Source organism: Ruegeria sp. CH2, from assembly GCF_056537065.1.
In genome coordinates, this window is the sequence record NZ_JBQFQV010000001.1 from 326,921 (window position 1) to 353,357 (window position 26,437).

25 protein-coding genes are annotated in these 26,437 nt (G+C 56.0%); 10 read left to right on the plus strand and 15 right to left on the minus strand.

The features are described 5' to 3' along the window. Positions 1–12: 12 nt before the first annotated feature. The 7 genes from pstA to ACR0M9_RS01665 form a co-directional block, all read right to left on the minus strand. Positions 13–1,344 carry a phosphate ABC transporter permease PstA gene (pstA, locus tag ACR0M9_RS01635; RefSeq protein ID WP_267366511.1) on the minus strand — a complete coding sequence of 444 codons (1,332 nt, stop codon included), beginning with the start codon at positions 1,342–1,344 and terminating at the stop codon, positions 13–15. After that, on the minus strand, positions 1,341–2,813 hold the full coding sequence (pstC, locus tag ACR0M9_RS01640) for a phosphate ABC transporter permease subunit PstC (protein WP_480564768.1): 1,473 nt from the start codon (positions 2,811–2,813) through the stop codon (positions 1,341–1,343). The genes pstA and pstC overlap by 4 nt, the downstream gene beginning before the upstream one ends. Before the next feature lie 88 nt (positions 2,814–2,901). Continuing rightward, positions 2,902–3,942, minus strand: a complete 1,041-nt coding sequence (locus tag ACR0M9_RS01645; RefSeq protein WP_209503925.1) for a substrate-binding domain-containing protein — start codon at positions 3,940–3,942, stop codon at positions 2,902–2,904. Positions 3,943–4,127: 185 nt separating this feature from the next. After that, the gene (locus ACR0M9_RS01650; protein ID WP_480772696.1) at positions 4,128–5,174 is read right to left on the minus strand and encodes an ATP-binding protein; all 1,047 of its coding nucleotides are present in this window, start codon (positions 5,172–5,174) and stop codon (positions 4,128–4,130) included. Positions 5,175–5,202: 28 nt separating this feature from the next. Next, a complete protein-coding gene (locus ACR0M9_RS01655; protein WP_267365705.1) occupies positions 5,203–5,727 on the minus strand; it encodes a gamma carbonic anhydrase family protein in 525 nt (174 codons plus the stop codon). Continuing rightward, positions 5,724–6,365: a guanylate kinase gene (gene gmk / locus ACR0M9_RS01660; RefSeq protein WP_480485630.1), complete on the minus strand. Its 642-nt coding sequence runs from the start codon at positions 6,363–6,365 to the stop codon at positions 5,724–5,726. The genes ACR0M9_RS01655 and gmk overlap by 4 nt, the downstream gene beginning before the upstream one ends. A gap of 17 nt (positions 6,366–6,382) precedes the next feature. Next, the gene (locus tag ACR0M9_RS01665) at positions 6,383–7,273 is read right to left on the minus strand and encodes a YicC/YloC family endoribonuclease (RefSeq protein ID WP_480772697.1); all 891 of its coding nucleotides are present in this window, start codon (positions 7,271–7,273) and stop codon (positions 6,383–6,385) included. A 245-nt stretch (positions 7,274–7,518) separates the two neighbouring features. Between ACR0M9_RS01665 and ACR0M9_RS01670 the strand changes: the two genes are divergently transcribed. Continuing rightward, positions 7,519–8,193, plus strand: coding sequence for a PAS domain-containing protein (locus ACR0M9_RS01670; RefSeq protein ID WP_480772698.1), 675 nt, complete (start codon positions 7,519–7,521; stop codon positions 8,191–8,193). 70 nt (positions 8,194–8,263) lie between these two features. Here ACR0M9_RS01670 and ACR0M9_RS01675 read toward each other — a convergent pair whose 3' ends face one another. Further along, on the minus strand, positions 8,264–9,634 hold the full coding sequence (locus ACR0M9_RS01675; RefSeq protein WP_480485626.1) for a class II 3-deoxy-7-phosphoheptulonate synthase: 1,371 nt from the start codon (positions 9,632–9,634) through the stop codon (positions 8,264–8,266). A gap of 169 nt (positions 9,635–9,803) precedes the next feature. Between ACR0M9_RS01675 and ACR0M9_RS01680 the strand changes: the two genes are divergently transcribed. After that, positions 9,804–10,808, plus strand: coding sequence for a GlxA family transcriptional regulator (locus ACR0M9_RS01680; RefSeq protein ID WP_267365697.1), 1,005 nt, complete (start codon positions 9,804–9,806; stop codon positions 10,806–10,808). 2 nt (positions 10,809–10,810) lie between these two features. Here ACR0M9_RS01680 and ACR0M9_RS01685 read toward each other — a convergent pair whose 3' ends face one another. Then, on the minus strand, positions 10,811–11,899 hold the full coding sequence (locus ACR0M9_RS01685) for a PQQ-dependent sugar dehydrogenase (RefSeq protein ID WP_480772699.1): 1,089 nt from the start codon (positions 11,897–11,899) through the stop codon (positions 10,811–10,813). A gap of 169 nt (positions 11,900–12,068) precedes the next feature. Between ACR0M9_RS01685 and ACR0M9_RS01690 the strand changes: the two genes are divergently transcribed. From ACR0M9_RS01690 to ACR0M9_RS01700, 3 genes are all read left to right on the plus strand, one after another. After that, entirely contained in the window at positions 12,069–13,250 is a 1,182-nt protein-coding gene (locus ACR0M9_RS01690; RefSeq protein WP_209503916.1) for an ABC transporter substrate-binding protein, read from the plus strand. A 106-nt stretch (positions 13,251–13,356) separates the two neighbouring features. Further along, positions 13,357–14,145, plus strand: coding sequence for an ABC transporter ATP-binding protein (locus ACR0M9_RS01695; RefSeq protein WP_209596275.1), 789 nt, complete (start codon positions 13,357–13,359; stop codon positions 14,143–14,145). A gap of 8 nt (positions 14,146–14,153) precedes the next feature. Next, positions 14,154–14,984 (plus strand): ABC transporter ATP-binding protein, encoded by an 831-nt coding sequence (locus tag ACR0M9_RS01700; RefSeq protein ID WP_480772942.1) that lies wholly within the window; start codon positions 14,154–14,156, stop codon positions 14,982–14,984. A gap of 138 nt (positions 14,985–15,122) precedes the next feature. Here ACR0M9_RS01700 and ACR0M9_RS01705 read toward each other — a convergent pair whose 3' ends face one another. After that, positions 15,123–15,476 (minus strand): hypothetical protein, encoded by a 354-nt coding sequence (locus tag ACR0M9_RS01705; RefSeq protein ID WP_480772700.1) that lies wholly within the window; start codon positions 15,474–15,476, stop codon positions 15,123–15,125. A gap of 507 nt (positions 15,477–15,983) precedes the next feature. Here ACR0M9_RS01705 and ACR0M9_RS01710 point away from each other — a divergent pair. From ACR0M9_RS01710 to ACR0M9_RS01725, 4 genes are all read left to right on the plus strand, one after another. Next, the gene (locus ACR0M9_RS01710; protein ID WP_480514494.1) at positions 15,984–16,367 is read left to right on the plus strand and encodes a hypothetical protein; all 384 of its coding nucleotides are present in this window, start codon (positions 15,984–15,986) and stop codon (positions 16,365–16,367) included. Between the two features lie 215 nt (positions 16,368–16,582). Next, the gene (locus ACR0M9_RS01715) at positions 16,583–17,593 is read left to right on the plus strand and encodes a branched-chain amino acid ABC transporter permease (RefSeq protein ID WP_480772701.1); all 1,011 of its coding nucleotides are present in this window, start codon (positions 16,583–16,585) and stop codon (positions 17,591–17,593) included. Further along, on the plus strand, positions 17,590–18,903 hold the full coding sequence (locus ACR0M9_RS01720; protein ID WP_480772702.1) for a branched-chain amino acid ABC transporter permease: 1,314 nt from the start codon (positions 17,590–17,592) through the stop codon (positions 18,901–18,903). Before ACR0M9_RS01715 ends, ACR0M9_RS01720 begins: the two co-directional genes overlap by 4 nt. Positions 18,904–19,084: 181 nt before the next feature. Beyond that, positions 19,085–19,339, plus strand: coding sequence for a hypothetical protein (locus ACR0M9_RS01725; protein ID WP_209503910.1), 255 nt, complete (start codon positions 19,085–19,087; stop codon positions 19,337–19,339). A 32-nt stretch (positions 19,340–19,371) separates the two neighbouring features. Here the strand turns inward: ACR0M9_RS01725 and ACR0M9_RS01730 are convergent, their stop codons facing one another. Next, entirely contained in the window at positions 19,372–20,919 is a 1,548-nt protein-coding gene (locus ACR0M9_RS01730; RefSeq protein ID WP_480772943.1) for a helicase HerA-like domain-containing protein, read from the minus strand. Between the two features lie 432 nt (positions 20,920–21,351). Between ACR0M9_RS01730 and ACR0M9_RS01735 the strand changes: the two genes are divergently transcribed. Further along, the gene (locus tag ACR0M9_RS01735; RefSeq protein ID WP_480772703.1) at positions 21,352–21,930 is read left to right on the plus strand and encodes an invasion associated locus B family protein; all 579 of its coding nucleotides are present in this window, start codon (positions 21,352–21,354) and stop codon (positions 21,928–21,930) included. Between the two features lie 48 nt (positions 21,931–21,978). On the opposite strand, the gene ACR0M9_RS01740 is transcribed toward ACR0M9_RS01735, so the two are convergent. Genes ACR0M9_RS01740 through ACR0M9_RS01755 form a run of 4 tightly spaced genes read right to left on the minus strand, consistent with a single transcriptional unit; the run spans position 21,979 to position 26,220 of the window. Then, the gene (locus tag ACR0M9_RS01740) at positions 21,979–23,187 is read right to left on the minus strand and encodes a beta-ketoacyl-[acyl-carrier-protein] synthase family protein (protein ID WP_267366704.1); all 1,209 of its coding nucleotides are present in this window, start codon (positions 23,185–23,187) and stop codon (positions 21,979–21,981) included. 9 nt (positions 23,188–23,196) lie between these two features. After that, positions 23,197–23,454: an acyl carrier protein gene (locus ACR0M9_RS01745; protein ID WP_171723262.1), complete on the minus strand. Its 258-nt coding sequence runs from the start codon at positions 23,452–23,454 to the stop codon at positions 23,197–23,199. A 32-nt stretch (positions 23,455–23,486) separates the two neighbouring features. Further along, positions 23,487–24,578, minus strand: coding sequence for a UDP-3-O-(3-hydroxymyristoyl)glucosamine N-acyltransferase (locus ACR0M9_RS01750; RefSeq protein ID WP_480485621.1), 1,092 nt, complete (start codon positions 24,576–24,578; stop codon positions 23,487–23,489). A 34-nt stretch (positions 24,579–24,612) separates the two neighbouring features. Beyond that, positions 24,613–26,220, minus strand: coding sequence for a L,D-transpeptidase family protein (locus tag ACR0M9_RS01755; RefSeq protein ID WP_480480895.1), 1,608 nt, complete (start codon positions 26,218–26,220; stop codon positions 24,613–24,615). Between the last annotated feature and the right edge of the window lie 217 nt (positions 26,221–26,437).

Sequence of the window (26,437 nt, forward strand, 5' to 3'; positions counted from 1 at the left end):
TATTGCCCCCAATTACCAGCGGCGTTCAAAGCGGCGGCGCAGGATGATAGCGATGATATTCATGGTCAGCAGGAACATCAAAAGGATGATGATTCCGCCCCAGGCCTTTTCGTAGAACCCGACATCAGCGCGTGCGGCCCAAGTGTAAATCTGGGCGGGCATTGCCGAGTTCGGCTCGGTAAAGCCGGCAAGGAACCCGTCGGGATATCCCCGCGCCACAAAGCCTACCATGCCGATCAGCAACAACGGCGCGGTTTCACCCAAGGCTTGTGCCAGACCGATGATGGTGCCGGTCAGAATGCCCGGCGCGGCCAAAGGCAGCACGTGGTGGAACACAGCCTGCATTTTCGAGGCCCCTACCCCCAACGCTGCATCACGGATCGACGGCGGAACCGCTTTCAGCGAGGCGCGGGTCGAGATGATGATCGTCGGCAATGTCATGAGGGTCAGAACCAGACCACCAACCAGCGGCGCCGATTGTGGCAGGTGCATGAACTGGATGAACACGGCCAGACCCAGAATACCGAACACAATCGACGGCACGGCTGCAAGGTTCGAGATGTTCACTTCAATCAGGTCGGTGAACCTGTTCTGTGGAGCGAACTCTTCAAGATAAATCGACGCTGCCACACCAATAGGCAGTGACAGGCCCAAAACCACCAGCATCATGAAAAACGACCCAATGACCGAGGCGCCGATGCCGGCACCGCCCGGGTTGTCAACGCCAGAATCCGCACCGGTGATGAACGGCCAGTTGAAAGCCTGCTTGATGATGCCCGCCTGTTCCAGCGCATCAACCAGATCCAGATCGCTAAGCTGCAGAAACCGGCTGTCCTGCAAGGTGTCACGGGACACGCGGCCTTTGAAATACCCGTCGACCCGGCTGGAGGCGGCCAGATCAAACTTGACCGGATCACCCAGCTTGCCGGGGTTATCGGCATAGTAAGTTCGGATTGTACCGCCGATTTTACCAAGAAGACGTTCGATCGCCGCTTCGTCGAAATCAACGCTGATCCCTTGGTCTTCCAGTTCCTTGCTCAACTGAGCGATGAACAGGTTGGAATAGGCCTTAGTCTTGAACAACGTACTTTCCGCCTCGTCTCGCTGCGCAGCGGACAAGGTGAAATCCACGCTGACAACAGTGCGCTGAAAGGCCGGAATACCCTGCGACAGGATCGAGGCGAACAGAACGATCAGGAAGAACAGGCCCGTTGCAATCGCGACAATCCCGTAGGCCCGAAATCGTTTCTCTGCATTTGCGCGTTTTTTGGTATGTGCATCCGCTACAGTCAGCGAGACAGAGCGATGACCTGTTTCAGGACTTTGCATACTGGCGTCGGTCATTCGTATTGCTCCCGATACTTACGCACGATGTAGAGGGCAAAGATGTTCAGCCCAAGCGTGAGGGTGAAAAGGGTCATGCCCAGTGCAAAGGCCACAAGCGCCTCGGGCGATGCGAAATCCGCGTCTCCGGTTAGCTGGCTCACGATTTTTGCGGTTACCGTCGTCATGGCTTCAAACGGGTTCAGGCTCAGCCGTGCTGCCGCCCCTGCCCCAAGGACCACGATCATAGTCTCACCGATGGCGCGCGATGCGGCCAGCAGGATCGCCCCCACGATACCCGGAAGCGCAGCTGGCAGAACGACCTGACGGATGGTTTCCGATTGCGTTGCGCCCAATCCGTAAGAACCGTCACGCATGGCCTGCGGCACCGCATTGATGATGTCATCGGACAAAGAGGACACAAACGGGATCAGCATGATGCCCATGACCAACCCAGCGGTCATGACTGCCGTGCCAGCTTTCATCCAGCCAAGCCCCTCATCCCCGAACAGGCCAAGCAAAAGCGGACCAACGGTCAGCAGCGCAAAAAGGCCGTAAACGATGGTCGGGATACCGGCCAGAATCTCGAGCAGCGGTTTTGCTACGGCGCGGACACGGGGGGAGGCGTATTCGCTGAGGTAAATCGCGGCGAACAACCCGATCGGGACGGCCACCAGCAGCGCAACGATAGAGATATAGAATGTCCCCCACAACAAGGGAATAATACCAAGCTCAGACGACCCGCCGCGTCCCGAAAAACTGGGGGCCCATGTCGTGCCGAAAAAGAAATCGGTAGCAGGGTAGAGCTTGAAGAATTCCCAAGTATTGAAAACCAGAGACAGGACGATCCCGACAGTGGTCAGAATTGCGATGGATGCGGCCGCCAGCAACAGAAAACGCACGCCCTGCTCGACCACATTACGCGCGCGGTATTCTGCGTGAGTTTGAAACCAGCTGGCTGCAGCACCGGCGAGTGCCGTCAGTATGACGGCGACAGTCATGACCGAATAGCCGGTCGCATTCATGATCCGATAACTTTGCGCCGCGCGCAGCACAGGTTGCGTGATATCCGACGTCACCACCTGCCCGGCATCCTTCAGACGCTGGGTCATGTCGATTACATCCGCGCGCGCGTTGCGCGCCAGTTCCTCGGGTATCTGCCCGGCGGCAACCGCGTTATCCAGACCGTACGCGGTGCGACGGACCTCGGCCATGACCAGATTTAGGGACGAGCCGTCTTGGATGGCGGAACCCGAGATCGTTTCAGAAACCTGAGAGTTCACGTAAAGCGGTTGTACCAGCAACCAGAGGATCATAAGGCCAAATGCGGGTACGATCGTCTTGAGAGCGACATTTGCGCCATAATACGACGGCAGCGAGTGCAAAGCCCGGGTATCTCCTGTGGCGCTTTGCAGGGCGCGTGTGCGCCCCAACACGTAACCGACTGAAGCAATCGCAAGCACGATCAGAACGAGCCATACTATCGGCATGAAACCCCCATTTGGTCTTGGCCGGGAAAGCTGAAAAATGTGGGGGCGACATAAATGCCGCCCCCGGTATTTCGAACCAAAGGCGGGATTAGCTGCCCGAACCCATGGTGACTTCGTTGGCGATTGCATCCTGAGTTTTTGCCAGCTCAGGGTCCGCAACCAGACCATAGTTTGCCAGAGGACCCGAAGCGCCTGCGATTTCGTCGTGGGTAAAGAACTGGGCATATTCTTTCAGGCCGGGGATCACGCCGATATGGGCTTTCTTCACGTAGAAGAACAGCGGGCGCGAAACCGGATATTCACCGGTCGAGATGGTTTCGGTCGAAGGAGCGATACCCGACATGGTGGCCACTTTCAGCTTGTCGGTGTTGTTCTCGTAGAACGCCAGGCCGAAGATGCCGATGCCATTGGGGTTGGTGTCGATACGCGCCAGCGTTTCGGTGTAGTCACCATCGATGTCGACCGCCTTGCCGTCGGTACGTACAGCCAGACATGCATCTTCTGCGTCGTCTTCGCTCATACCGCCAGCAATCATGGCTTCCATCGCGCCGGTTGCTTCACACCCGATCAGCAGAACTTTTTCTTCGAACACTTCACGGGTGCCGTGTTTGGTGCCCGGAATAAAGCCAGCGATTTCTACATCAGGCAGTTCAGGGTTGAATTCGGCCCAAGTAGTGTAAGGATTATCAACCACTTCACCGTCTTTCAGAACTTTTGCGCCCAAAGCGTTAAAGATGTCGGCAGGTTCAAAAGCGGTGAAGGCAGGACCGGTCTGCTGGCTTGCAAAAACGATACCATCATAACCGATGCGGACTTCCATGATGTCAGTCACACCGTTTTCGGCGCAGGCTTTGATTTCTTTTTCACGGATCGCGCGCGATGCGTTTGCAATGTCGATGGTGTTTTCACCAACACCTTCACAGAAACGCTTCAGACCAGCTGACGAACCGCCCGATTCAACAACCGGGGTCGGGAAATCGGTGTTCTCACCAAACAGTTCCGCAACGATCGAGGCATATGGCAGAACGGTCGACGAACCGGCAACCTGAACGTTGTCACGGGCAGCAGCGGTGGTTGCCGAGACGGCGGCGATTGCCAGCGCAGAAGCCGACAGTTTCACAAAGGACATTTCAGTCTCCTTGAAAAGGTATGATTGATCACCCCCATGATGATCCTGCGTGCACCCCTAGGGGCCGTGCGTAAGCCTTTTGTGACAAGTGTGTAACGCTTTTATGACAACCTTCGTTTATCCGGAGATTTCGGGTCAAAAAATCGAAACGAGGCAGATTTTGAAGGGCGGTAATGTGGGAAGGGCTACCGTGGTAAGATGACCGTAAAGACGGAACCTTTTCCCAACTCACTTTCCACGCGCAACCGTCCGCGGTGGCGATTGACGATGTGCTTGACGATGGCCAGCCCCAGCCCCGTTCCACCCAACTGCCGGGATCTGTGATTGTCGGCGCGATAGAATCGCTCGGTCAGACGTGGCAAATGCACGGAATCAATTCCTGGCCCCTTGTCGATGACCTTCACCCGCACCCCAGGTCCACGCATCGCCGCGTCACGCTCTGATGACAGAACGCTGACTGTGACGCTGCCACCGCTGGCACCGTATTTGATTCCGTTTTCGATCAGGTTGGTGAATACCTGCCGTAACTGATCGCTGTCTCCGGTCACGGAAAGTGGGCCGTCCTGTGCGTCAAGCGTTAGCGTCACACCCGCCTCTTCCGCCAGGGGGCGCAACGAGTTCAGGGTGGATTGCAGCAGCCCTGTCAGCTCCAGCTGTTGATTTGGGCGTACTCTTTCTTCGCTTTCCACGCGGTTCAGGGACAAAAGATCGCCAACCAGCCGGTTCATCCTGTTGGCTTCATCAGCCATGATTTGCAGGAACCGGTCACGCGCAGCCGGATCGTTGCGTGCAGGGCCGCGCAGGGTTTCAATGAAGCCCATCAGTGCCGTCAAAGGCGTCCGCAATTCGTGACTGACATTGGCAACAAAGTCGCGGCGCATCTGACTTGCCTGTTCCAGATGCGTGACATCTTGAAAAGTGGTCAGAACGGCCCCGCCCGACACGGCTCCGACCCCGTTCATATACCGGCATTGCACATCAAATGTTGTGTCCTGTGCACCATCATTGGAAAGATGACGCGCCGTCTTAGTTCCCTTCGATTGAAGGCTTTGTTCAATTGCTTCAAGAACCTGTGGCTGCCGCAGGATGGTCGCAAAATGCCGCCCCACGATATTCTGCCCCAAAAGGGTTTTCGCATCCGTATTGGCGGCAACGATCCGTTCGGTCTGATCCACCATCAGCGCGGGCATAGGGATGGCCTGGACAAATCCATCAAGAAGGTCATCTGACATGCTTCAAACCCCGATCAATCCACGCGCCTTATTGAGCAGCTCTCAGGGTGTCACGAAACCTGCGCATGTTTTCCTGATAGTGCAGCGCGCTTAGGGTAATCCGTTTTGCTGCGACCTCGTCCAGCTGGCGTACCACTTTGCCCGGAGCCCCCATCACAAGGGAATTATCCGGAATCTCCTTGCCTTCCGTGATCAGGGCCCCTGCCCCGATCAGGCAATTCCGGCCGATCCGGGCACCATTCAGAACAATCGCGCCCATTCCGATCAGAGTATTTTCTCCGATCGTACACCCGTGCAGCATCACTTTGTGTCCGATGGTGCAATTCGAACCGATCGACAAAGGATACCCGGCATCGATATGCATGACGCAGTTTTCCTGAACGTTGCTGCCTGCACCAACGCGGATTTCCTCGTGATCTGCGCGTATCGTGCAGCCGAACCAAACCGAGGCGCCCTGTTCCAGCACGACCTTGCCGATTAGGTTGGCATCGGGCGCAACCCACGTGTCCTCGTGAATTTCGGGCATGTGCTCGCCTAACGCGTAGATCGTCATGACAGCCCCTCGAATTCGTTTTGAAGTTTGCGCACGTGCTGTTGCAGATTTGGCTGTTGAATACGGCGCATCCGTTCGGCGCTGACGATGGTCTTCAGCTTCTTTTCGGTCGCCTCAAGATCGTCATTGATCAGGACATAATCGTAATAGCCCCAGTGGCTGATCTCGTCCCAGCTTTTGAGCATCCGCCTTGCGATAACTTCATCGCTATCCTGTCCACGCGATTCCAGACGGCGGCGCAGTTCAGGGATCGACGGCGGCAGGATGAAGATCGACAGCGCGTGTTTACCCAAGTCCGAATTGCGGATCTGAACCTCACCTTGCCAGTCCACGTCGAACAGAACGTCCTTGCCCGCGTGAATCGAGCTACGCACCGGATCAGCGGGTGAGCCGTAGAAATTGCCGAAAACATGCGCATGTTCCAGCATCTGGCCATTGGAGACCTTCTGCTTGAACTCGTCCTCTGAAAGAAAATAGTAATCCCGCCCATGTTCTTCTCCCGGACGCGGGGCGCGGGTTGTGGCCGAGACCGAAAACTCAAGGTCCTTGTCCCAGTCCATCAGCCGCTTTGCCAGGGTGGATTTGCCTGCCCCGGACGGGGAAGACAGGATGATTAAAAGGCCTCGGCGATCCGCCATATCAGTCGTTCCCATCATTATTCTACGTTTTGCACTTGTTCGCGCATCTGATCGATCACCGCCTTCAGTTCCAGCCCGACAGCCGTCAGTTCCGTACTCTGAGCCTTGGAACACAGCGTGTTGGTTTCGCGGTTGAATTCCTGCATCAGGAAATCAAGTTTGCGTCCGACAGCCCCTTCCTGCCCAAGCAGCTCTCTTGCTGCGACGACATGTGCAGACAGGCGGTCAATCTCTTCGGTAATGTCGGCTTTAACCGCGATCAATGCCAGTTCCTGCGCGACGCGATCCGGGTCCGCGCCCTGCGCGTTGTCCAGTACGTGCGCCAGATTGTCCCGCAATGTCGCGGCCATCTTGTCCTTACGATGCACGGCCAGATCAGCTGCCCGAGCTGTCAGCGCCGCAACCTGATCCAACTGAGTGTTCAGCACGTCAGCCAACGCCTCGCCCTCGGCCCGGCGCATATCGACAAAAGCGGCCAACAGGACGTTGAAATCTTCGGTCAGGCGCGCAACCAGCGGCGCGGGATCATCCGCATCTGCGGTTGCATCCAACATGCCTTTGAGTGCCAAAAGGTCCGAGGCGCGCGCCGGTTCCAGAGCAATACCGCGCGCAGCTGCCATCTTGTGTGTTTGTTCCAAAGCGCTCAGGGCAGCGGCCATAGCGACCTCGTTCAATGCCAGTTCCGAGGCAGAGTCCTCGCGGGTCAGACGCATTGACAGGGTCACATTCCCACGGCTCAGGGATTTTGACAGCGCGGCCCGAAGGGCCACCTCAAGCCCGGTCAGCCAATCAGGGACGCGCAGGCGCATATCAAGGCCTTTGCCGTTGACACTGCGCAACTCCCACGTCCAGCTGTGCGGTCCGTATTCCCCTTTCCCCGAGGCAAACCCGGTCATGGATCTGATCATGACTGTCCTTTCCTGTGACCTCACCCTTTTGGATGTGTGCCGCACCTAATGCGATTGGCCGGTGCAGAGCAAGAGTTTGCTGAGGCAGCATTTGTTTGGCGTAAGTTAACCATTCGTTAAAGAATTACTCCAAAATTGAATAAACCCGAGTCAAACTACCCCTGGTAATGGCTTGCAGGCCACAAATGCTCCGGTTGTGTTGCATTTTATGAAAATGGCGGCCAATTGACGTTCGGGTGAAGAAAATGAAAACCTTTTTCGGGACTGGTTCCGGGTCAGATTTTGGAAAGATCGTCGCAATGGATCGCTTTGACAGTGGGCGCAGCCTTACGCCGATCCGCCAGGCCGAGGCGTATTGGACTGCATTGCTGAGCGGTGACGGTGTTCCGATGCGGTCTCAGGTCGACCCGCGTGGACTGGAAAACATACTTGAATATACTTTCATTCTTGAACGGATCGCGCCCGGACTGGCCCGGTTTCGTCTTGCCGGAAGCCACTTGAACGCGCTTGCGGGGATGGAGGTTCGCGGCATGCCTGTGACGGCCTTTTTTCAACCTGATGACCGCGCCAGGATTAAGGACGTTCTGGAGCAGGTATTTGCAGCACCCGCCGTCGCAGAACTGGGTCTGGAGTCGAACGGGATACTGGGACGTACCCGGATGCAGGCCTGCATGATCCTTTTGCCGCTCAAAAGCGATCTGGGCGACGTCAGCCGGGTTCTGGGCGTCATGGTTGCGGATGGTGCGATTGGTAAAACCCCACGCAGATTTTCGATTACTGATACGCGGATCAAATCGTTTTCGGAAGTTCAGGCACCAGTTCCTGCTGTGCCTCAAACCGTTGACGGTTTTGCCGAAGACCAAACGGATTTCAAACGCGCGGCCAAACACCTTCGTCTGGTCGTGTCGCGCGATGACTGAACCAGTTTGAACACCCGGAACTAAAAAACAGCGGACCGTTGGCCCGCTGTTTTTCCCTCTTTTCGCACGCTTAACTTGCGGCGCGTTTTGATCCGTTACGGCGCAGGTTGGTCAGTTCTTCCGCCACAAGGAACGCCAGTTCCAGTGACTGAGACGCGTTCAGGCGTGGGTCGCAGGCGGTGTGGTAACGATCCGACAGATCCTCTTCGGTCACGGCCCGCACACCACCGGTGCATTCGGTAACGTCGAGACCGGTCATCTCGAAATGGACACCGCCAGGGATCGTGCCCTCGGATTGATGCACACCAAAGAAATCGCGCACCTCACGCAGGACAGAATCGAACGGGCGGGTTTTGTAGCCCGTGGCCGATTTGATCGTATTGCCGTGCATCGGGTCGCACACCCAAGTAACCTTGGCGCCTTCTTCCTTCACGGCCTTGACCAGACGCGGAAGGTGTTCACCCGCCTTGCCTGCACCAAAGCGCGCGATCAGGGTCAGACGGCCCTCTTCATTTTCAGGGTTCAGCTTCGACATGAGAACCTTGAGATCTTCTGCCGTCGTCGTCGGACCACATTTCAATCCGATCGGGTTCAGAACGCCACGACAGAACTCGACATGTGCGCCGTCAGGTTGGCGTGTACGGTCGCCGATCCAGATCATGTGGCCAGACCCGGCCAGCCAGTTGCCCGAGGTCGAATCCAGACGGGTCAGCGCCTCTTCATATTCCAGTAACAGACCTTCGTGACTGGTGTAGAATTCAACGGTCGAGAATTCGTGCGTCGTGTCTGCCGTGATACCAGCCGCTTCCATGAAGTCGATGGTGTCCTGAATGCGGTCCGCAACTTCGGAATACTTCTGAACGTCCTGTTCGTCGGTAAAGCCCAGCGTCCACGAATGAACACGGCTCATGTCGGCGAAGCCACCGGTTGAGAAGGCACGCAGCAGGTTCAACGTGGCCGCCGCCTGCGTGTAGGCCTGCAACATCTTTCCGGGATTCGGAATCCGCGCTTCGGGCGTGAACGCCAGTTCGTTGATGATGTCACCCCGGTAGCTGGGCAGTTCTACACCATCCACAACCTCGGTCGGGGCGCTGCGCGGCTTTGCAAATTGACCGGCCATGCGACCGACCTTTACCACGGGCACCTTGGCACCGTAGGTCAGAACCATCGCCATTTGCAGCATCACCTTGAAGGTGTCACGGATCGCATCGGCGCTGAATTGTTCAAAGCTTTCAGCACAATCCCCGCCCTGAAGCAGGAAGGCCTCGCCGCGACCGGCGGCACCAAGATGTTGCTTGAGGCGCCGCGCTTCACCGGCAAAGACCAGCGGGGGATACTGCGAAAGCTGGGCCTCGACCTTGGCCAATGCGGCCGCATCGGTATAGTCTGGCATCTGAACCCGGGGCTTGTTGCGCCAGTTCGACTTTTGCCATTCGGTCATAGCTTTGATCTCCGCTGAAGTGTTCAGGTCGCCTCTATACAAAAAGCAATGAAGAGTGACCATATCCCATTTGCGCCTCTTGACGCCGCAAACAAGCTTTGATCATGGTGACTGCCAAATACGTCGCCGGATACCAGGTTTTCCCGCGCAGAATTAAGGACATTTTGTCATGCAAGTGCAACGCCAAGCAGTCACGGTGGAAAATGCTGGGGCCACACCCCGCCATTTCGTTTTTGTCCTGCTGGACAAGTTTTCGCTGCTGTCTTTTGCGTCGGCGCTCGACAGCCTGCGCATCGCAAACCGCATGGCCGACAAACAACTTTATACATGGACGCTTTCAGGTGAAGGCGGAGATTCGATTTCATGTTCAGCCGGAACCGAATTCAAACTGGATCGTGACCTGGACGAACTGCAACGCGACGATGTCGTTCTGATTTGCGGGGGCGTTGACGTACAAGCCGCGACCACCAAACGCATTCTGAACTGGTTGCGGCGCGAGGCACGGCGCGGATTGCGGATCGGCGGTCTGTGCACGGCTGCTTATACCTTGGCCAAGGCGGGTCTGCTAGATAACAAACGCGCCACGATACATTGGGAAAACTCAGACAGTTTCATCGAAGAATTCGATGAGGTCGAGTTGACGAAAGCTGTCTTTCAGATTGACGGCGGTCGTATGACGACGGCTGGAGGGACCTCGTCTATCGATCTGATGCTCAAGTTGATTGCAGACGATTTCGGCGAAGACCTGGCAAATGCGGTGGCGGATCAGATGATCTATTCGTCTATCCGGACAGATCAGGACACGCAGCGCCTATCTACACCGACACGGATTGGCGTACGTCACCCCAAGTTGAGTCAGGTCATCCTGATGATGGAAAAGAACATAGAAGAGCCGATCTCACCTTCGATTCTGGCCAAGGAAGTCGGCATGTCGACCCGACAGCTTGAGCGTCTGTTCAGGCGCTATCTCAGCCGCTCGCCCAAGCGGTACTATATGGAACTTCGCTTGCACAAGGCGCGGAACCTGCTGATGCAAACGGATATGAGCGTCATCAACGTAGCGCTGGCCTGTGGATTCGCTTCGCCCAGCCATTTCTCAAAATGCTACCGCGCGCATTACAACACAACACCTTATCGCGAACGCGGAGCGCAAAGCGGGCGGCTATCGGTTTAAGGTCACTCCGCCGGAGATATTCTGTAAATTGCCCCCTTCCCAACCGAAATAAACCAGATCGACCCGTCTGGCGCTTCGACGATATCGCGGACGCGCTCGGTTTCAGGGCTTCTGATCTGTTCGGCTTCATGCATTGGATGGCCCTGAAGTCGGGCGATATAGTCAAATTTCAAAGATCCTACGAAAACATCACCTGCCCATTGCGGCCAGAGCTTGCCGGAATAAACCAGCAGGCCAGACGGCGCGATGGAAGGATCCCAGTAGTGAGCTGGCTGTTCCAGCCCCTCTTTGGCTGTACCTTCTCCGATTTTTTCACCCGAATAATGCGTACCATAGGAGATGAGAGGCCAACCATAATTCCGGCCTGCGCGGGGTTGGTTGATTTCATCTCCACCCCGCGCCCCGTGTTCCGAGGTCCAAAGTCGGCCACGCGCGTCCAAATCCGCGCCCTGTGGATTTCGATGACCGTATGACCATATTTCGGGTTCGATATTCGATTGCCCGACAAAGGGGTTATCTGCCGGAACCGTCCCATCGCGGTTGATACGGATGACCGAGCCCATGGGATTGGACCGATCCTGTGCATTCTCCGCATGCCCACGGTCACCGAGGGTCACGAACAATGTCCCGTCCAGCGCTTCGACCACACGACTGCCAAAATGCCGACCACCCGTACCACCGGGCGATGCCTCGAAAATTACTCGGAAGTTCTGAAGGTTTTTGCCAGTCTCGGATAGGTGCGCAACCGCAACCGCAACCGCAGTCCCTGCACCGTCGCCCTGAGGTTTTGCGAAGGTCAGAAAGATCTCTCGGCTTTGATTGAAATTGCGCGAAATCGTGACGTCCAGCAATCCGCCCTGCCCCAGAGCGGCAACCTTTGGAACGCCTGAAACATCCCCAACTTGTCCATTTCGCACATACAGCAACCTTCCATCCCGTTCCGTGACGAGGAAGCTTTCATCGGGCAAAATGCCAACCGCCCATGGGGTCTCTAGCCCGCCGATCATTTCTTCCAGTTCGATCATCCCGGTGGAAACCGACAACGTCTGAGCTGCGGCATTCAAGGCGCAGAGTGAGAAAGACAGAATCATCGCCGTTCTGAGCATTCTGGTCCCTTTCGGTGACAATCAGGGGTGAGTCCCAACAAAACAGATAGATTTTCAACCGAAAAAGACACGTTTGCGTTAGGACTTTTCTTTTCCGAACAGCTTGCCTAGGGTCGTCGCCAGAACGAATACGTTCACAACTGGGAGTAACCATATGAAAAAGCTGCTTACTGCAACTGCAGCAACTGCATTGCTGGCCGGCGCAGCCATGGCCGAAGATGTCAAACTTGGGATTTTGATCGGCTTTACCGGCCCCATTGAATCGCTGGCCCCTGCCATGGGGTCGGGTGCTGAGCTGGCAATCGCCGAAGTCAACGAATCCGGCAAGTTCATGAACGGTGCCAGCGTGGCTGGTGTACGTGCCGATACCGGCTGTATCGACAATGGTCTGTCCACCTCGAACGGCGAGCGTATGATCGCTGACGGCGTTGCAGGCATCATCGGCGGCGACTGTTCGGGTGTTACCGGCGCGATTCTGCAAAACGTTGCCATTCCAAACGGCATGGTCATGATCTCGCCTTCGGCGACCTCGCCCGGCCTGTCGACCATGGAGGACAACGGCCTGTTCTTCCGCACCGCGCCATCGGATGCACGCGAAGGTCAGGTTATGGCTGATATCCTCAAGGATCGCGGCATCAACTCGATCGCGCTGACCTATACCAACAACGACTATGGCAAAGGTCTGGCCGATGCGATCCAGACGTCCTTCGAAGCGGTTGGCGGCGAAGTGACCATCGTTACGGCGCATGAAGACGGCAAGGCCGACTATTCGGCTGAAGTTGGCGCGCTGGCCTCGGCCGGTGGCGACATTCTGGTTGTCGCGGGTTATCTGGACCAGGGTGGTCTGGGCATCATCCAGTCGTCGCTGGACAGCGGTGCGTTTGACACCTTTGGTCTGCCCGGTGGCATGATTGGCGACTCGCTGCCCGCAAATGTCGGCCCCGACCTGAACGGCTCGTTCGGTCAGATCGCCGGGTCGGGTGGTGAAGGTGCAGAAAAGTACTTTGCACTGGCTGAAGCAGCCGGGTTTGACGGGTCGTCGCCCTATTCGCCCGAATCCTATGACGCGGCAGCGCTGTTCATGTTCGCCATGCAAGCCGCCGGTTCGACCAACCCGGCAGATTACGCGGGCAAAGTTATGGACGTCGCCAATGCGCCGGGTGAAAAGATCTATCCGGGTGAACTGGCCAAAGGTCTGGAACTGCTGGCCGCCGGTCAGGACATCGACTATGTCGGCGCGTCCGGTGTCGAGTTGATCGGCCCCGGCGAAAGCGCAGGGTCGTACCGCGAGATCGAAGTGACCGACGGCGAAAACAAGACCGTCAACTTCCGTTGATCCCGCATATCAAGCTATAAAATCAGACAGCCCGGGCCTTGTGTCCGGGCTGTTTCAATGACAAAAGGCTGCACCTCGTTTCACGGGGACAAGGCAAGGGGATACCATGATCGTCGTCGAGGACGTGCATAAGCATTTCGGCGGGTTTCACGCGGTGGACGGGGCGTCGCTGGAAATCCAAAAAGGGTCGATCACCGGCCTGATCGGGCCCAACGGGGCCGGAAAAACCACTCTGTTCAACGTGATCGCCGGTGTTTTGCCTCCGACCAGCGGAAAGGTGGTTATGGATGGTGAAGATATCACTGGCCTGCCTCCGCATGAGCTGTTTCACAAAGGTTTGCTGCGCACGTTCCAGATCGCGCATGAATTCTCGTCGATGACCTGCCGCGAAAACCTGATGATGGTGCCCGGTGCGCAATCGGGTGAGGCGCTGTGGAATACCTGGTTCGGACGCAAGCGCATCGCTGATGAAGAGCGCGCGTTGAAAGCCAAGGCAGACGAGGTGCTGGAGTTTTTGACCATCGAACATCTGGCCGATCACAAGGCCGGTCAGGTTTCGGGCGGTCAAAAGAAACTGCTGGAACTTGGTCGTACCATGATGGTGGACGCCAAGATCGTATTTCTGGACGAGGTCGGAGCAGGCGTGAACCGCACCCTGCTGATGACCATCGCTGATACGATCCTGCGCCTGAACAAAGAGCGTGGTTATACGTTTGTTGTCATCGAGCACGACATGGATTTCATCGGCAAGATCTGCGACCCGGTCATCTGCATGGCCGAGGGTAAGGTTTTGGCCGAGGGTACTCTGGATGAGATCAAGGCAAACGAGCACGTGATCGAAGCCTATCTTGGCACCGGCCTCAAAAACAAAGACAAGCTGGAGGCCCAGACATGACCGCTGGCATGAGCGACAACCCCTATCAGGACGACAAGGGCAACAAGGACGCATCGATTACCAACACGCAAGGTATCGGAACAATGACGCCTGCCCATCGTAAAAGCGGGACGACTCATCGCGTTGAAGGCGGCCCGTTTCTGATCGGCGACACCATGACCGGCGGTTATGGCAAAGGCCCGGATATCCTGCATGACTGCACCATTGCCGTGGACAAGGGTGAGATCGCAGTCATTGTCGGCCCCAACGGTGCGGGCAAGTCAACGGCGATGAAGGCTGTGTTTGGGATGCTGGATGTGCGCGCCGGCTCTGTACGCCTGGACGGCGAGGATATCACCAGCCTCACCCCACAAGATCGCGTGATCCGCGGTATGGGCTTTGTTCCTCAGACATCGAACATTTTCACCTCGATGACTGTCGAGGAAAATCTGGAAATGGGTGCCTTTATCCGGCACGACGATTTCTCGGACATAATGGAGCAGGTCTATGATCTGTTCCCAATTCTGCGTGACAAACGCAACCAACCTGCCGGCGAACTGTCCGGCGGTCAGCGCCAACAGGTTGCCGTGGGTCGCGCGCTGATGACGCAACCCAAGGTCCTGATGCTGGACGAGCCCACCGCAGGTGTCTCACCCATCGTGATGGATGAGCTTTTTGACCGCATCATCGAGGTCGCACGCACCGGCCTGCCGATCCTGATGGTTGAACAAAACGCCCGCCAGGCGCTGGAGATTGCCGATAAGGGATATGTGCTGGTTCAGGGGCGAAACGCCTATACCGGTACGGGCAAGGAATTGCTGGCCGATCCGGAAGTGCGGAAGAGTTTCTTGGGCGGTTGAGGATGAGACGGAGCGCAAACTCCCTTTTGGTGCGCACCGTCCTCCTCATTCTAGCAGTGGGTTCGCAGAAACACGTTGCTTCAAGGAAAACAGTGCAGAAAATCACTGCATAACCAAGTACAACCGCCTTCCTAATTCTCACCCCGCCGGATTGCTACAATATCCGGAGTCATTCGCGGCATGTGGGCCTTTGACCGACATGTCATAGTGCAGGTTATCGAAATCCATCACAAAGGTCACCACGTCCTGATCCATGATATGCAGGAAGGTGAGCGAGTTCAGACCGGGAATAATCTTCGCCTCGCCCTTGATGTTTTCGGCCACGATGAACCCCTTGTCCGTCTCACCCGACCGCGCCAGAGTCACCGATCCCCCGTTTTTGTCGGAGAGGCAATTGACGACAAAATCCGCGCCATTCAGCGGGTCGTCGATTGCAGCTTGTACGAATGTGGGCATCAACAGGCCAGCCGTGATCAGCGCGGTAAATCTCATGAGTTTCTTCCTTCTGTTACTTATGCCTGCCTTCGCGCGCTATTACGCTCGCGAGATCAGCCTTATATTTCGGTCCTGGCTGCGCTCGACAATCACATCTTCCGCAGCTCAACGAAGTGAATTTAGGAAAAACCCTTTCGTATCATAGACCTGAACCAGCTATTTCACCGGAACTTGAGGCCTGGTGAGGTGGTGTGCGCTCAGCTTGAGACAAGAACAATCTGGGGCCCTAGATTGGCAGACAGAACGGCCCGGCGCGGGTCACTTTGAACCTGAATCGCTCAACCCATGTCTGATTGTGTTTTCAATATGTCAGGATAATGGTGCGTTAAATTTGAGGACGTTAAACATGACTATTATTTATTTGTTTTAATGGCTCTTTCACGAGACCAAATCGGTTATTTTCACGCGTTATTCAAAGGGCAAAAAACACGCTTAAGTTCAATTTGTGACATAATGGAGCTTTAGGCGGGCCATCCACGCCGGTCGGGCCATATTACTGAACCAATGGCTCGACAGTTCGAAGGCGAATGCAAAATCGAAGACAAGGACCCGCAGACTATGAAACTCTGGATCGCTTTGCCGCTTGCCCTATTTTCGGCCACTCAGGCAGTAGCCGAAGAACGCCACCTATTGTGCACCTCCGACCGCGACGGCAGCGAAATCCGCCTTAGCCGTGCCGCGGACGGTGACAAAGGTAACATTGAAACCCCAATAGCCGCAGGCGATGCTGTGATCCTCAAAGGCGTGGGAAGCATGACGTTCATGTATATCGAAGGTCAGAACGTGATGACGCTGGTGGTTCAACTTGACGACATGTCCTATGATCTGTCTGTCAAAGGTCCCCATGCCGACGAGGATTTCGGCAAATGCCAAGACGTTCAGGCGTGACTTTGCATCCAAGCAATACTGCCGGGTGGCCACGCTGACCTCAAAAGTCGCGCGGCTTCACCTGCGGGTTTGGTTCTCGGAAACTCACAAGCCTTGCTGGTTCCGCGTTACCCTGGCAAAAAACGTTCGCCCAATTCGTTGAAAACCATAGCCGTGTGTTGAATTACCAATGGTACACATGCCATAAAGCCGCACCCGGACAGTGAGAAGAATTCATGGATTTACTGAACGCGTTGGTCACACTGGCCAACTTTGTCATCGTGCCTGCGATTGCCTATGGCAGCCAGCTGGCATTGGGAGCGCTTGGCGTGACCCTGATCTACGGCATCCTGCGGTTTTCGAACTTTGCACATGGTGACACCATGGCCTTTGGGGCGATGATCGCTGTGCTTGTCACTTGGGGCTTACAGGCCGCTGGTGTCAGCTTTGGGCCGTTGCCGACTGCCCTGCTCGCCCTGCCCTTTGCCATCCTTGGCTGCATCCTGCTGGTGTTGGTCACGGACAGGCTGGTCTACCGCTTTTACCGCGAACAAAAGGCCAAGCCGGTTATCCTTGTGATCGTATCAATGGGTGTAATGTTCATCATGAACGGTTTGGTGCGCTTTATCATCGGGCCGGATGACCAAAAGTTTTCGGACGGTGCAAGATTCCTGATATCCGCGCGGGACTTCAAATCCATGACGGGCCTACAAGAGGGGCTGGCTATCAAGACCTCGCAAGGGATCACACTGATAGTGGCCGTTATTGCCGTGGTCTTGTTGTTCTGGTTCCTCAATAAAACACGAACCGGGAAATCGATGCGCGCCTATTCCGACAACGAGGATCTGGCGCTTTTGTCCGGCATCAACCCTGAACGTGTTGTGATGATCACCTGGATCATCGTGGCCGCCTTGGCGACCACAGCGGGTGTTCTTTACGGGTTGGACAAGAGCTTTAAACCCTTCGTCTATTTCCAGCTTCTGCTGCCGATATTCGCTTCGGCCATCGTGGGTGGCCTTGGTAACCCACTGGGCGCAATTGCCGGCGGGTTCATCATCGCGTTTTCCGAGGTGACGATCACCTATGCCTGGAAAAAAGTACTGACCTATGTGGCCCCCGAAAACCTGGAGCCGTCCGGATTGGTCCAGCTCCTGTCCACCGATTACAAATTCGCTGTCAGCTTTGTCATCCTGCTGATTGTGCTTCTGTTTAAGCCCACGGGCCTGTTCAAGGGAAAAGCAGTATGACCGAATCTGTCAAAAACACTCTGCTTTTCATAGCGGTTGGCAGCCTCATTCTGCTGACCGGTTTCACGCAAAGTTGGAACACTGCCGTTCTGATCCTGAACATGGGGCTGATCTCGGCCATCATGGCGATCGGTGTGAACCTGCAATGGGGCTTTGCGGGCCTGTTTAACGTAGGGGTCATGGGCTTCGTCGCGCTGGGCGGTCTGGCCGTGGTGCTGGTATCAACAGCGCCTACCCCGGGCGCCTGGGGCGCTGGCGGTTATGGTATCGTTCTGTCCTTGCTGTTGGGGGCTGCCACCGTGGTTGCAGCCGTCCTGGTGGCAACAAAAATGCCCAAAGGCCGGGTGCAGACGCTGACAATAATCACTGTCCTTATCGTCGGCTTTTTCCTCTACCGGGCCGTGTTCGACCCCAATGTTGCCGCGGTCGAGGCCATTGACCCGGCGATTGCCGGTAACATTGGTGGTCTGAACCTGCCCGTTCTGCTGGCCTGGCCTGCCGGAGGTCTGCTGGCTGCCGGGGCGGCATGGCTGATTGGCAAAACCGCGCTTGGGCTGCGGTCAGATTATCTGGCAATTGCCACGCTGGGTATCGCCGAGATTATCATCGCCGTCATGAAGAACGAGGATTGGCTGGCCCGCGGCGTGAAGAATGTCTATGGCATTCCGCGCCCCTCACCGGTTGTCGGGTACGAAGTTGAATTGCAGCAAGATCCGGCTTTTCTTGCCCGCGCCGAATGGCTGGGGCTGGATCCGGTCACTGCATCCACCCTCTCGGTGAAACTTGGGTATTCGCTGCTGTTCATGCTGGTTCTTCTGGCGTTACTCTGGATGGCGCAGATGGCGCTGAAAAGCCCGTGGGGTCGCATGATGCGCGCAATCCGCGACAATGAAGTTGCAGCCGAAGCGATGGGCAAGGACGTCACCCGTCGCCACTTGCAGATTTTCGTATTAGGGTCGGCCATTTGCGGCATCGCAGGCGCGATGATGACCACTCTGGACGGACAGCTGACGCCGGGCACCTACAATCCGCTGCGCTTTACCTTCCTGGTTTGGGTCATGGTGATCGTTGGCGGTTCAGGCAACAACTTCGGGGCCGTTTTGGGTGCGTTCCTGATATGGTTCTTGTGGGTTCAGGTCGAACCGATTGGCTTGTGGTTGATGAGTGTTATCACTGCAGGCTTGCCGGATGGCAGCGCGCTGAAGGCACATCTTATTGATAGTGCCGCACATATGCGCCTGTTCACGATGGGCCTGATCCTGTTGATTGTTCTCAGATTCAGCCCAAGGGGTCTGATCCCCGAGAAATAGGTCCGCGCCACGTTCCAATGCGCAAAACCGCGCCACTTATCTGGCGCGGTTTCTTGATTCTTAAGGTTTTTCTGAATAAACGAACCCACCACAGTGTTTTCGATTTGCGGCAGGTTGCTGGCACTCACCCTCGCCTATGCCGTTTCAATCGATCAACAAGACGAGTAGATAAGAGTAGAAAATGAAAGCACCACATCTGAAATCACTCATTCTGTTTCCGGCTATTGCGGTTGCGGTATCCGCTTGTGTTCCCAGCCCCGAAGATCTTGAGACGACGCCCGTCAAGGTTCAGACACCTAAAGGTGTCGTGACCTGTCAGTTGTATCGTCAGGATCGCGTGACCTGGGACCGTGCAATCGACTTCCCAGCCACGAAGATGTCTGTTCCCGAGGCTGACGCCTATTGTCGCCAGGAAGGCCAACGCCGACTGAAGTAAACGCTGTAGCGCCCACCAAGGACGCTACGTTTTTACCTGTTGCGAAACAATCCGCCGAGGATACCGCGCACGATCCGGCGCCCGGTTGTGCCCTTAAGCTCTTTGATCACCGCTTCGGTCATTGCCGTGGCAAACGTGTCCTGCTTGCGCTCAACACGGGAGGAGGACCGGCCGACCCGGCTGCCCGAATATCTGCGGGCCGAAGAATATTCGCGTTCGATCGGCGTTTGCGCTTCAAGAACTTCGTCGGATTCGGCCAGTTCTGCGGCATTGGCCGCAGCTTGGGCCCGAGCCTGAAGAATCTCGAAGGCAGATTTTCGATCTACGCTCTTGTCGTATTTTCCTGCCATCGCCGAGGCGGCAAGGATATCCCGACGTTCGGCATCTGAAATTGGCCCCAGCTGAGATCCCGGCGGACGAATAAGCGTACGCTCGACCACGCCCGGAACACCTTTCTTTTGCAGCATTGAGGTGACGGCCTCCCCCACACCGACTTCGCGAATTGCCGTTTCCGTGTTAAAAGTCGGGTTCTCGCGATAGGTTTCAGCGGCCAGCCGCAGGTTCTTTCGGTCCCGCGCCGTGAATGCCCTTAATGCGTGCTGTATACGGTTGCCCAGCTGTCCAAGAATATCTTCCGGGATATCGGCGGGGCTCTGAGTAATGAAGTATACACCCACACCCTTTGAACGGATCAGGCGGGCGACCTGTTCGACCTTGTCCACCAGAACCTTTGGCGCATCGTCGAACAACAGATGGGCTTCGTCAAAAAAGAACACCAGCTTTGGTTTTTCGGGGTCTCCGACCTCTGGCAGCTCTTCGAACAGTTCACTCAACAGCCACAACAGAAACGTTGCATATAGCCGTGGGGCTGCCATCAGCTGGTCTGATGCCAGAATGTTCACCATTCCGTGCCCGTTTTCGTCAGTTCGCATCAGATCGGCCAAATCCAGCGCCGGTTCGCCAAACAGTTTTGTTCCGCCCTGATTCTCGAGAACCAACAGACGTCGCTGGATCGCCCCAATCGAGGACGTGGATACATTGCCGTATCGCAATGACAGTTGCGCCCGATTCTCTCCGATCCAGACCAGCAGCGCCTGTAGATCCTTGAGGTCCAGCAACGGCATCCCTTCTTCGTCGGCCACGCGGAATGCGATATTCAGGATACCTTCCTGCGCCTCGCTCAACTCCAGTAACCGCGACAGCAACAGCGGACCCATTTCCGTCACCGTCGTGCGCACTGGATGGCCCTGTTCACCGAACAAATCCCAGAATGTCACCGGGCAGGCAGAATAGGCAAAATCCTCGAACCCGATCCGACTGGCCCGGTCCTGAAAGGCCTGATGCAGTTTGTGAGCCTCGCTTCCGGGAAGGGCCAGACCAGACAGATCCCCTTTTACATCCGAGAGGAATACCGGGACACCCGCCTGAGAAAAACCTTCTGCAAGAATCTGCAATGTCACGGTTTTGCCGGTACCAGTTGCCCCGGCAATCAACCCGTGGCGGTTGGCATATTTCAACGCCAGTTCCTGCGGCTGGCCATAGTTTTTACCGCCACCGCCCAAAAAGATATTCGTGCCCATTAACATTGCCTTATTGTTCACCGATCTGCCGCCAGCATACAAAGTTAACCTTTGACTGCGATAGTCTATTTGCCTTGCATTGCGGGGCAGACTTCCTCCCTGTCGACTGGCCGTGCCTGCTGGCACGGCCTTTTTGGTTTGGCCATCGGATTATTATTCTGGCGCATAGATTAAAAAATGAGGATTGCTGTTGACCCGTGTGCGCCCCTTCCGTAGGGTTTGCGCATAAATAAGTCGGCCAGTCCGACGGGGAGAAACTTATGGGGAAGGGAGCTGGTCGAACAGCTCCCTTTTTCTAATCTCCGAAGGTGCGGTTCCAGGCCTCAGGCAAGAATCCGTTCACGTTCACAAAGGCAGTTCTGTTAGTGCCTGACACTGGTTCAGAAGAGTGTTAAACGAAGCAAAAAGATCAATCATCAACCCGAGGCATTCATGTTCAAGAAAATCCTCTCGTTCAACACGATCGCCGCTGTTCTGCTATCCGGCGCAGCGTATGCACAAGACACACCCACAACAGCGCCAGACGCCGGTCTGGACCTTGGTCAGGAAGGCCCCCGGGTCGGAGAACAGTTCGTAAAGGAAGAATTCGGCGATTGGGACGTATCCTGTATCAAGGCACAGGAAGGCGAGGATCCTTGCGCCATCGTTCAGGTTCTGGAGGGTAAAAATGGTGATCCGATCGCAGAAGTATCCATCGGGAAACTGCCAGAAGGTGGTGCCGCCGTTGCTTGGGCAAATGTGATCGTACCCCTCGAAACTCTGCTGCAAGCGCAACTGGCCCTGTCAATCGATGGCGCGCCGCGTAAATTGTACAACTACCACCAATGCGTTCCCGTGGGCTGCATCGCGCAACTAGGTCTTAGCCAAGGGGATATCGACGCGATGAAAGCTGGAACCAAAGCGACGTTTTCACTGGTTCCCGCCCGTTTCCCGGATCAGGTTCTTGAAATGGACATGTCGCTCTCCGGCTTCACATCGGGCTTTGACGCTCTGAACGTCAACACAAACTAAGAAAAAACATCCGTGGAAGCCGCCGTATTATTAACGGCGGCTTTTTCACTAAACCCGCTTCAGGGCCAGTACGGCATTCAACCCACCAAAGGCGAATGCGTTGCTAAGCGCGACGTCGACCTTTGCTTCGCGTGCTTCGTTCGGTACCACGTCCAACGCGCATTCCGGGTCCGGTTCCTCATATCCAATCGTCGGTGCAATGACACCGTCCCGCAGTGCCATGATGCAGGCCAGCAATTCCACCGCGCCGGTCCCTCCAATCAAGTGGCCGTGCATGGATTTCGTGGACGAGATCATCAGATCGTCGGCGTGTGGGCCAAATACGTCGGCCACGGCTGCGCATTCGGTCTTGTCATTTGCAGCTGTTCCGGTGCCATGCGCGTTGATATAACCTACATCTTTTGCGTTCAGCTTCGCATCGGCCAAGGCACCGGCCATGGCACGCGCGGCCCCTTGTTTGCTGGGCATCACAATGTCAGAGGCATCCGATGACATGGCAAAGCCGACAACTTCGCACAGTATTTCGGCCCCTCGGGCGCGGGCGTGTTCGTATTCCTCAAAGACAAAGACGCCAGCCCCTTCACCCTGCACCATTCCGTTGCGGTTGGCACTGAACGGGCGGCACGCGTCTTTCGACATCACGCGCAGACCTTCCCAGGCTTTTACACCGCCGAAACACAACATCGATTCGGACCCGCCCGTAACCATGACCGGAGCCGCGCCACTACGCACCATCTGAAAGGCCTGAGCCATCGCATGGTTTGATGACGCACATGCCGTCGACACGGTGAAACTGGGGCCTTTTAGGTTATGTTCCATTGAAACATGACTGGCGGCGGCATTGTTCATGAGCTTTGGAACGACAAAGGGGTGTACCCTGTTCTTCCCGTCCTCATAAACGGAACGGTAATTGTCATCCCAGGTTGAAACACCACCGCCTGCGGTCCCCAGAACGACGCCTGATCTGGCCGCCAGTTCGCCGTGAAATTCGATACCCGACTGTTCAATCGCCTCTTTGGCTGCCGTCAGGGTGAATTGGGTGAAGCGGTCGTACAGCGACATCTGCTGTCGGTTGAACCGCCCTTCCGCCTCGAACCCCCGAACCTGTCCGCCGATCTTGATGGCCAACCGATCAACATCCCGGAATTCAAGTTCCGAAATACCACAACGACCTTCGCGCATTGCTTCCAGCGTGTCAGGGACCGAATGGCCCAGCGAGTTGATCGTACCTGCTCCGGTAATGACAACGCGTTTCATGAGCGTGTGTCAGACCTTTTCCGACACAAGCTTTTCGATCCCAGAGATGATCGCAGCCACATTGGAGATATCAAAATCGTTGGCCTCGGGCTCGTTGGCATTGAAAGGAATCGAAATGTCGAACTCTTCCTCGATGGCAAATATGCTTTCGACCAGCCCTAGGCTGTCGATACCCAGATCTTCCAGCGTGCTTTCGGGTGTTACATCCGATGGCTCCAGAACGGCCTGCTCTGCAATGATCGCGATGACGCGGTCGCTGATGCTCATGTCGATCCCCTGATTATCAGTTTGAGGTTGATTTAATCGCTCGGGGTCTGTTTGAAAACAGCCTTTTTCAATGCCTCGACGTCGCGTGCCATACGGGGCAAACGCCGTTGTGCCTTGTAGATGTCCGTATGCGTTTCCATTTTGACGCCGGGATACCCCATGATCACGCGACCAGCAGGCACGTTGGAAAGTATCTTGGTGCCGCCACCGGCAATAACCCCATCCCCGATGAATATGTTGTCGACAACGCCGGTCTGACCGCCCAGAACCACGTTGTTTCCGATCTCAACCGAACCCGACACACCAGTCTGACCGCACAACAGGCAGTCCTGACCGACTCGGGTGTTGTGCCCGACATGGACCAGGTTATCCAACTTGGAACCGTGGCCAATATACGTATTTCGGATCGTGCCATTGTCGATTGTGCAATTCGCGCCAATTTCGACATCGTCACCGATTTCCACAGCACCCAGCGAGTGAATGCGCAGCCAGCTCTGAGCTTTGGCCTCACCCTGATCGCCCATTGTCTTGCGTACATTTTCGACGCCCGAGACTTCGGGGGTAACAAAACTGAACCCGTCCCCTCCGATCCGGGCACCGGGTTGCGCAATAAAACGATCTCCGATCTGCGCCCGTGCGCCAATGCTGACCATTTCGCGCAACACTGCCTGGTCGCCCAATATGGCGTCCATTCCCACGGTGCAATGTGCCCCTATGACAGAGCCTGCGCCGATCCGGGCGCGCGCTCCTACAACAACCAACGGTCCAATCGCCACGTCAGAACTGATTTCAGCTGTTGGATCGATCACGGCCGAGGGGTGAATCCCCGGCTCAACTCCTTGCCCACGGTCCAGCATGGAAGTGATGCCAGCCATCGCCATACGGGGACGTTTTACAAAAATCGCCGCACGCAATCCCATCGCCTGCCAGTCGGCGCCCTCCCAAAGGACGGCCGCACGAGCGGCTCCGTTGGTAAGCGCCTCGGCGTACTTCGGAGACATAGCCATCGCCAGATCTGTCGGGCCTGCATCGCCCGGTTCGGCGGCGCGCACAATCGTCAGGCCGCCATCGCCCTGACATTCGGCACCCAGAGACTCGGCAATCTGTTGTACGGTAAACTGCATGGCGGGCTTCCTTTTGGCAGGATTTGCCCTGTGCTTACCCCTGAACGTCCGGCAGGGCCACCCCTGCCTTTTGTAGGGCATCCCAAATCTTGCCGTCCCGCCCATAGACATCGCGACGATACTGCACTTCGCCTTTGGGCCCGATATAGGCCGTGCGGTAAATCAGATGCACCGGAACTTTCTGTTCCAAATTGACTTTGGTCTCTTTTCCGGTGTTCAGAACGCGATGGAAGAATGCCTTTGGATCTTCCTCTTGTTTGGCCAGCAAGGCGTAAGCAAATTCAAATGGCTGGGCCAAGCGGATACACCCATGTGAAAAGGCCCGAACTTCGCGCGAGAACAGGTTTTTCTGTGGAGTATCATGCAGATAGATGTTGTGCTTATTGGGGAACATGAACTTCACCAGACCCAGCGCATTGCTTTGGCTGGGCGGTTGACGCATTGCGAAGGGAAAATTGCTGGTCGTAAACTGGGTAAAGTCCACCGCACCCCGATCGACCTGCCTGCCGCTTCTGTCAGTTATCAGAATATGTCCCACGGAATTCGGGTTTGATTGCAGTTTCGGAAGGTATTCCTTGGTCACGATCGAGCGGGGAACATGCCAGCTTGGGTTGATCACCATATGCTCCATCTCATCCGAAAATTCCGGACTTCTTCGATCATGCACATTTTTACCGATGACTGCGCGGGTTTCAAAAGTGACTTGCCCTTCGTCCACGATCTTGGCCGTGAAGTCGGCTTGGTTCACAAGGATATGACGCGTGCCGCGTTCCCGAGGCAGCCAGCGTTCGCGTTCCAACGCAACGTAAACGGCTTTCAACCGGTCTGTGGCTGGACGGTTAATTTCGGCAATCGTCCCCTTGCCCGCCACACCATCGGTTTCAAGCCCATGCGCGGATTGAAAGGCACGAACGCCTTCAAGCAACGCGCTGTCGAAAGACGGGCTGGCGGACGGTTTCATGTAACCCATCACCACCAGACGGTCGCGCAGCTTGACAACATTCGGTCCCGTGTCGCCGTATTCCAGTTTGCTTTCGGGAACTGTTGGCCCCCATCCCCCTTGAAATACCAGCTTTTCCAAGGACAGCTTCTGCTTCATCAATGCGCGGTATTGATGTGATTGCGGCGCCAAGACTGTAAAGTAGGCCGCGCCCAGAGTGCTTATTCCCAGCAAATGCTCAACAGTGCTGCGTCGTTCTACGGACCGAACCAGCCCATCATCCACACTGCCGGGCCGGATTGCGCCCGCATAAAGCGCGTCGGCATATTCGACAAAGATACGGCTAAGTTCTGCTTCAACCGCACCGAGATCGCGCACCGAACGGGCCTTTTCCATCTTCTCCATCACGGCGGCAACAGTCGGCTCGGCCTGTGGAAGGCCGTGCAGATGCGCATTCGTAAGCGCATTGATCAGCGCCGCCCGGCGTTGAGTGTGTTCAGGCGTATCGCCGACCCAAAGCGGCAAAAACCCGTTTGCCCGGTAGAACTCAACCAGTTGCGGCGCCTGCTGAGTATGTTCAGCCATCGCCATCTGAAACGCAGTTCCTGGCGTAGCTTCAGACGACACATTGGCGACGGATGCGGTAGCCACGAAACACGCGGCAAACAGGATGCTGGTACTGGTGCGGAGAACAGAAAACATAGGATGGCCTTGGAATTCAATAGTTTGAACTGGTGATTTATACGTCGATCAACTATGCAGTCGTGCCAGAACGCTTGTCCACTCACGATATCCTTACCAAATCGCTTCTTCGTGGGCCTGATGCGCGTTTGCATCGGCTGCGCGGCCCAAAGCCCACAACTGCGAAATATTTGTGATGCTCTGTGGCAAATGCGCAAAAAACTGCCGAAAATTCCCC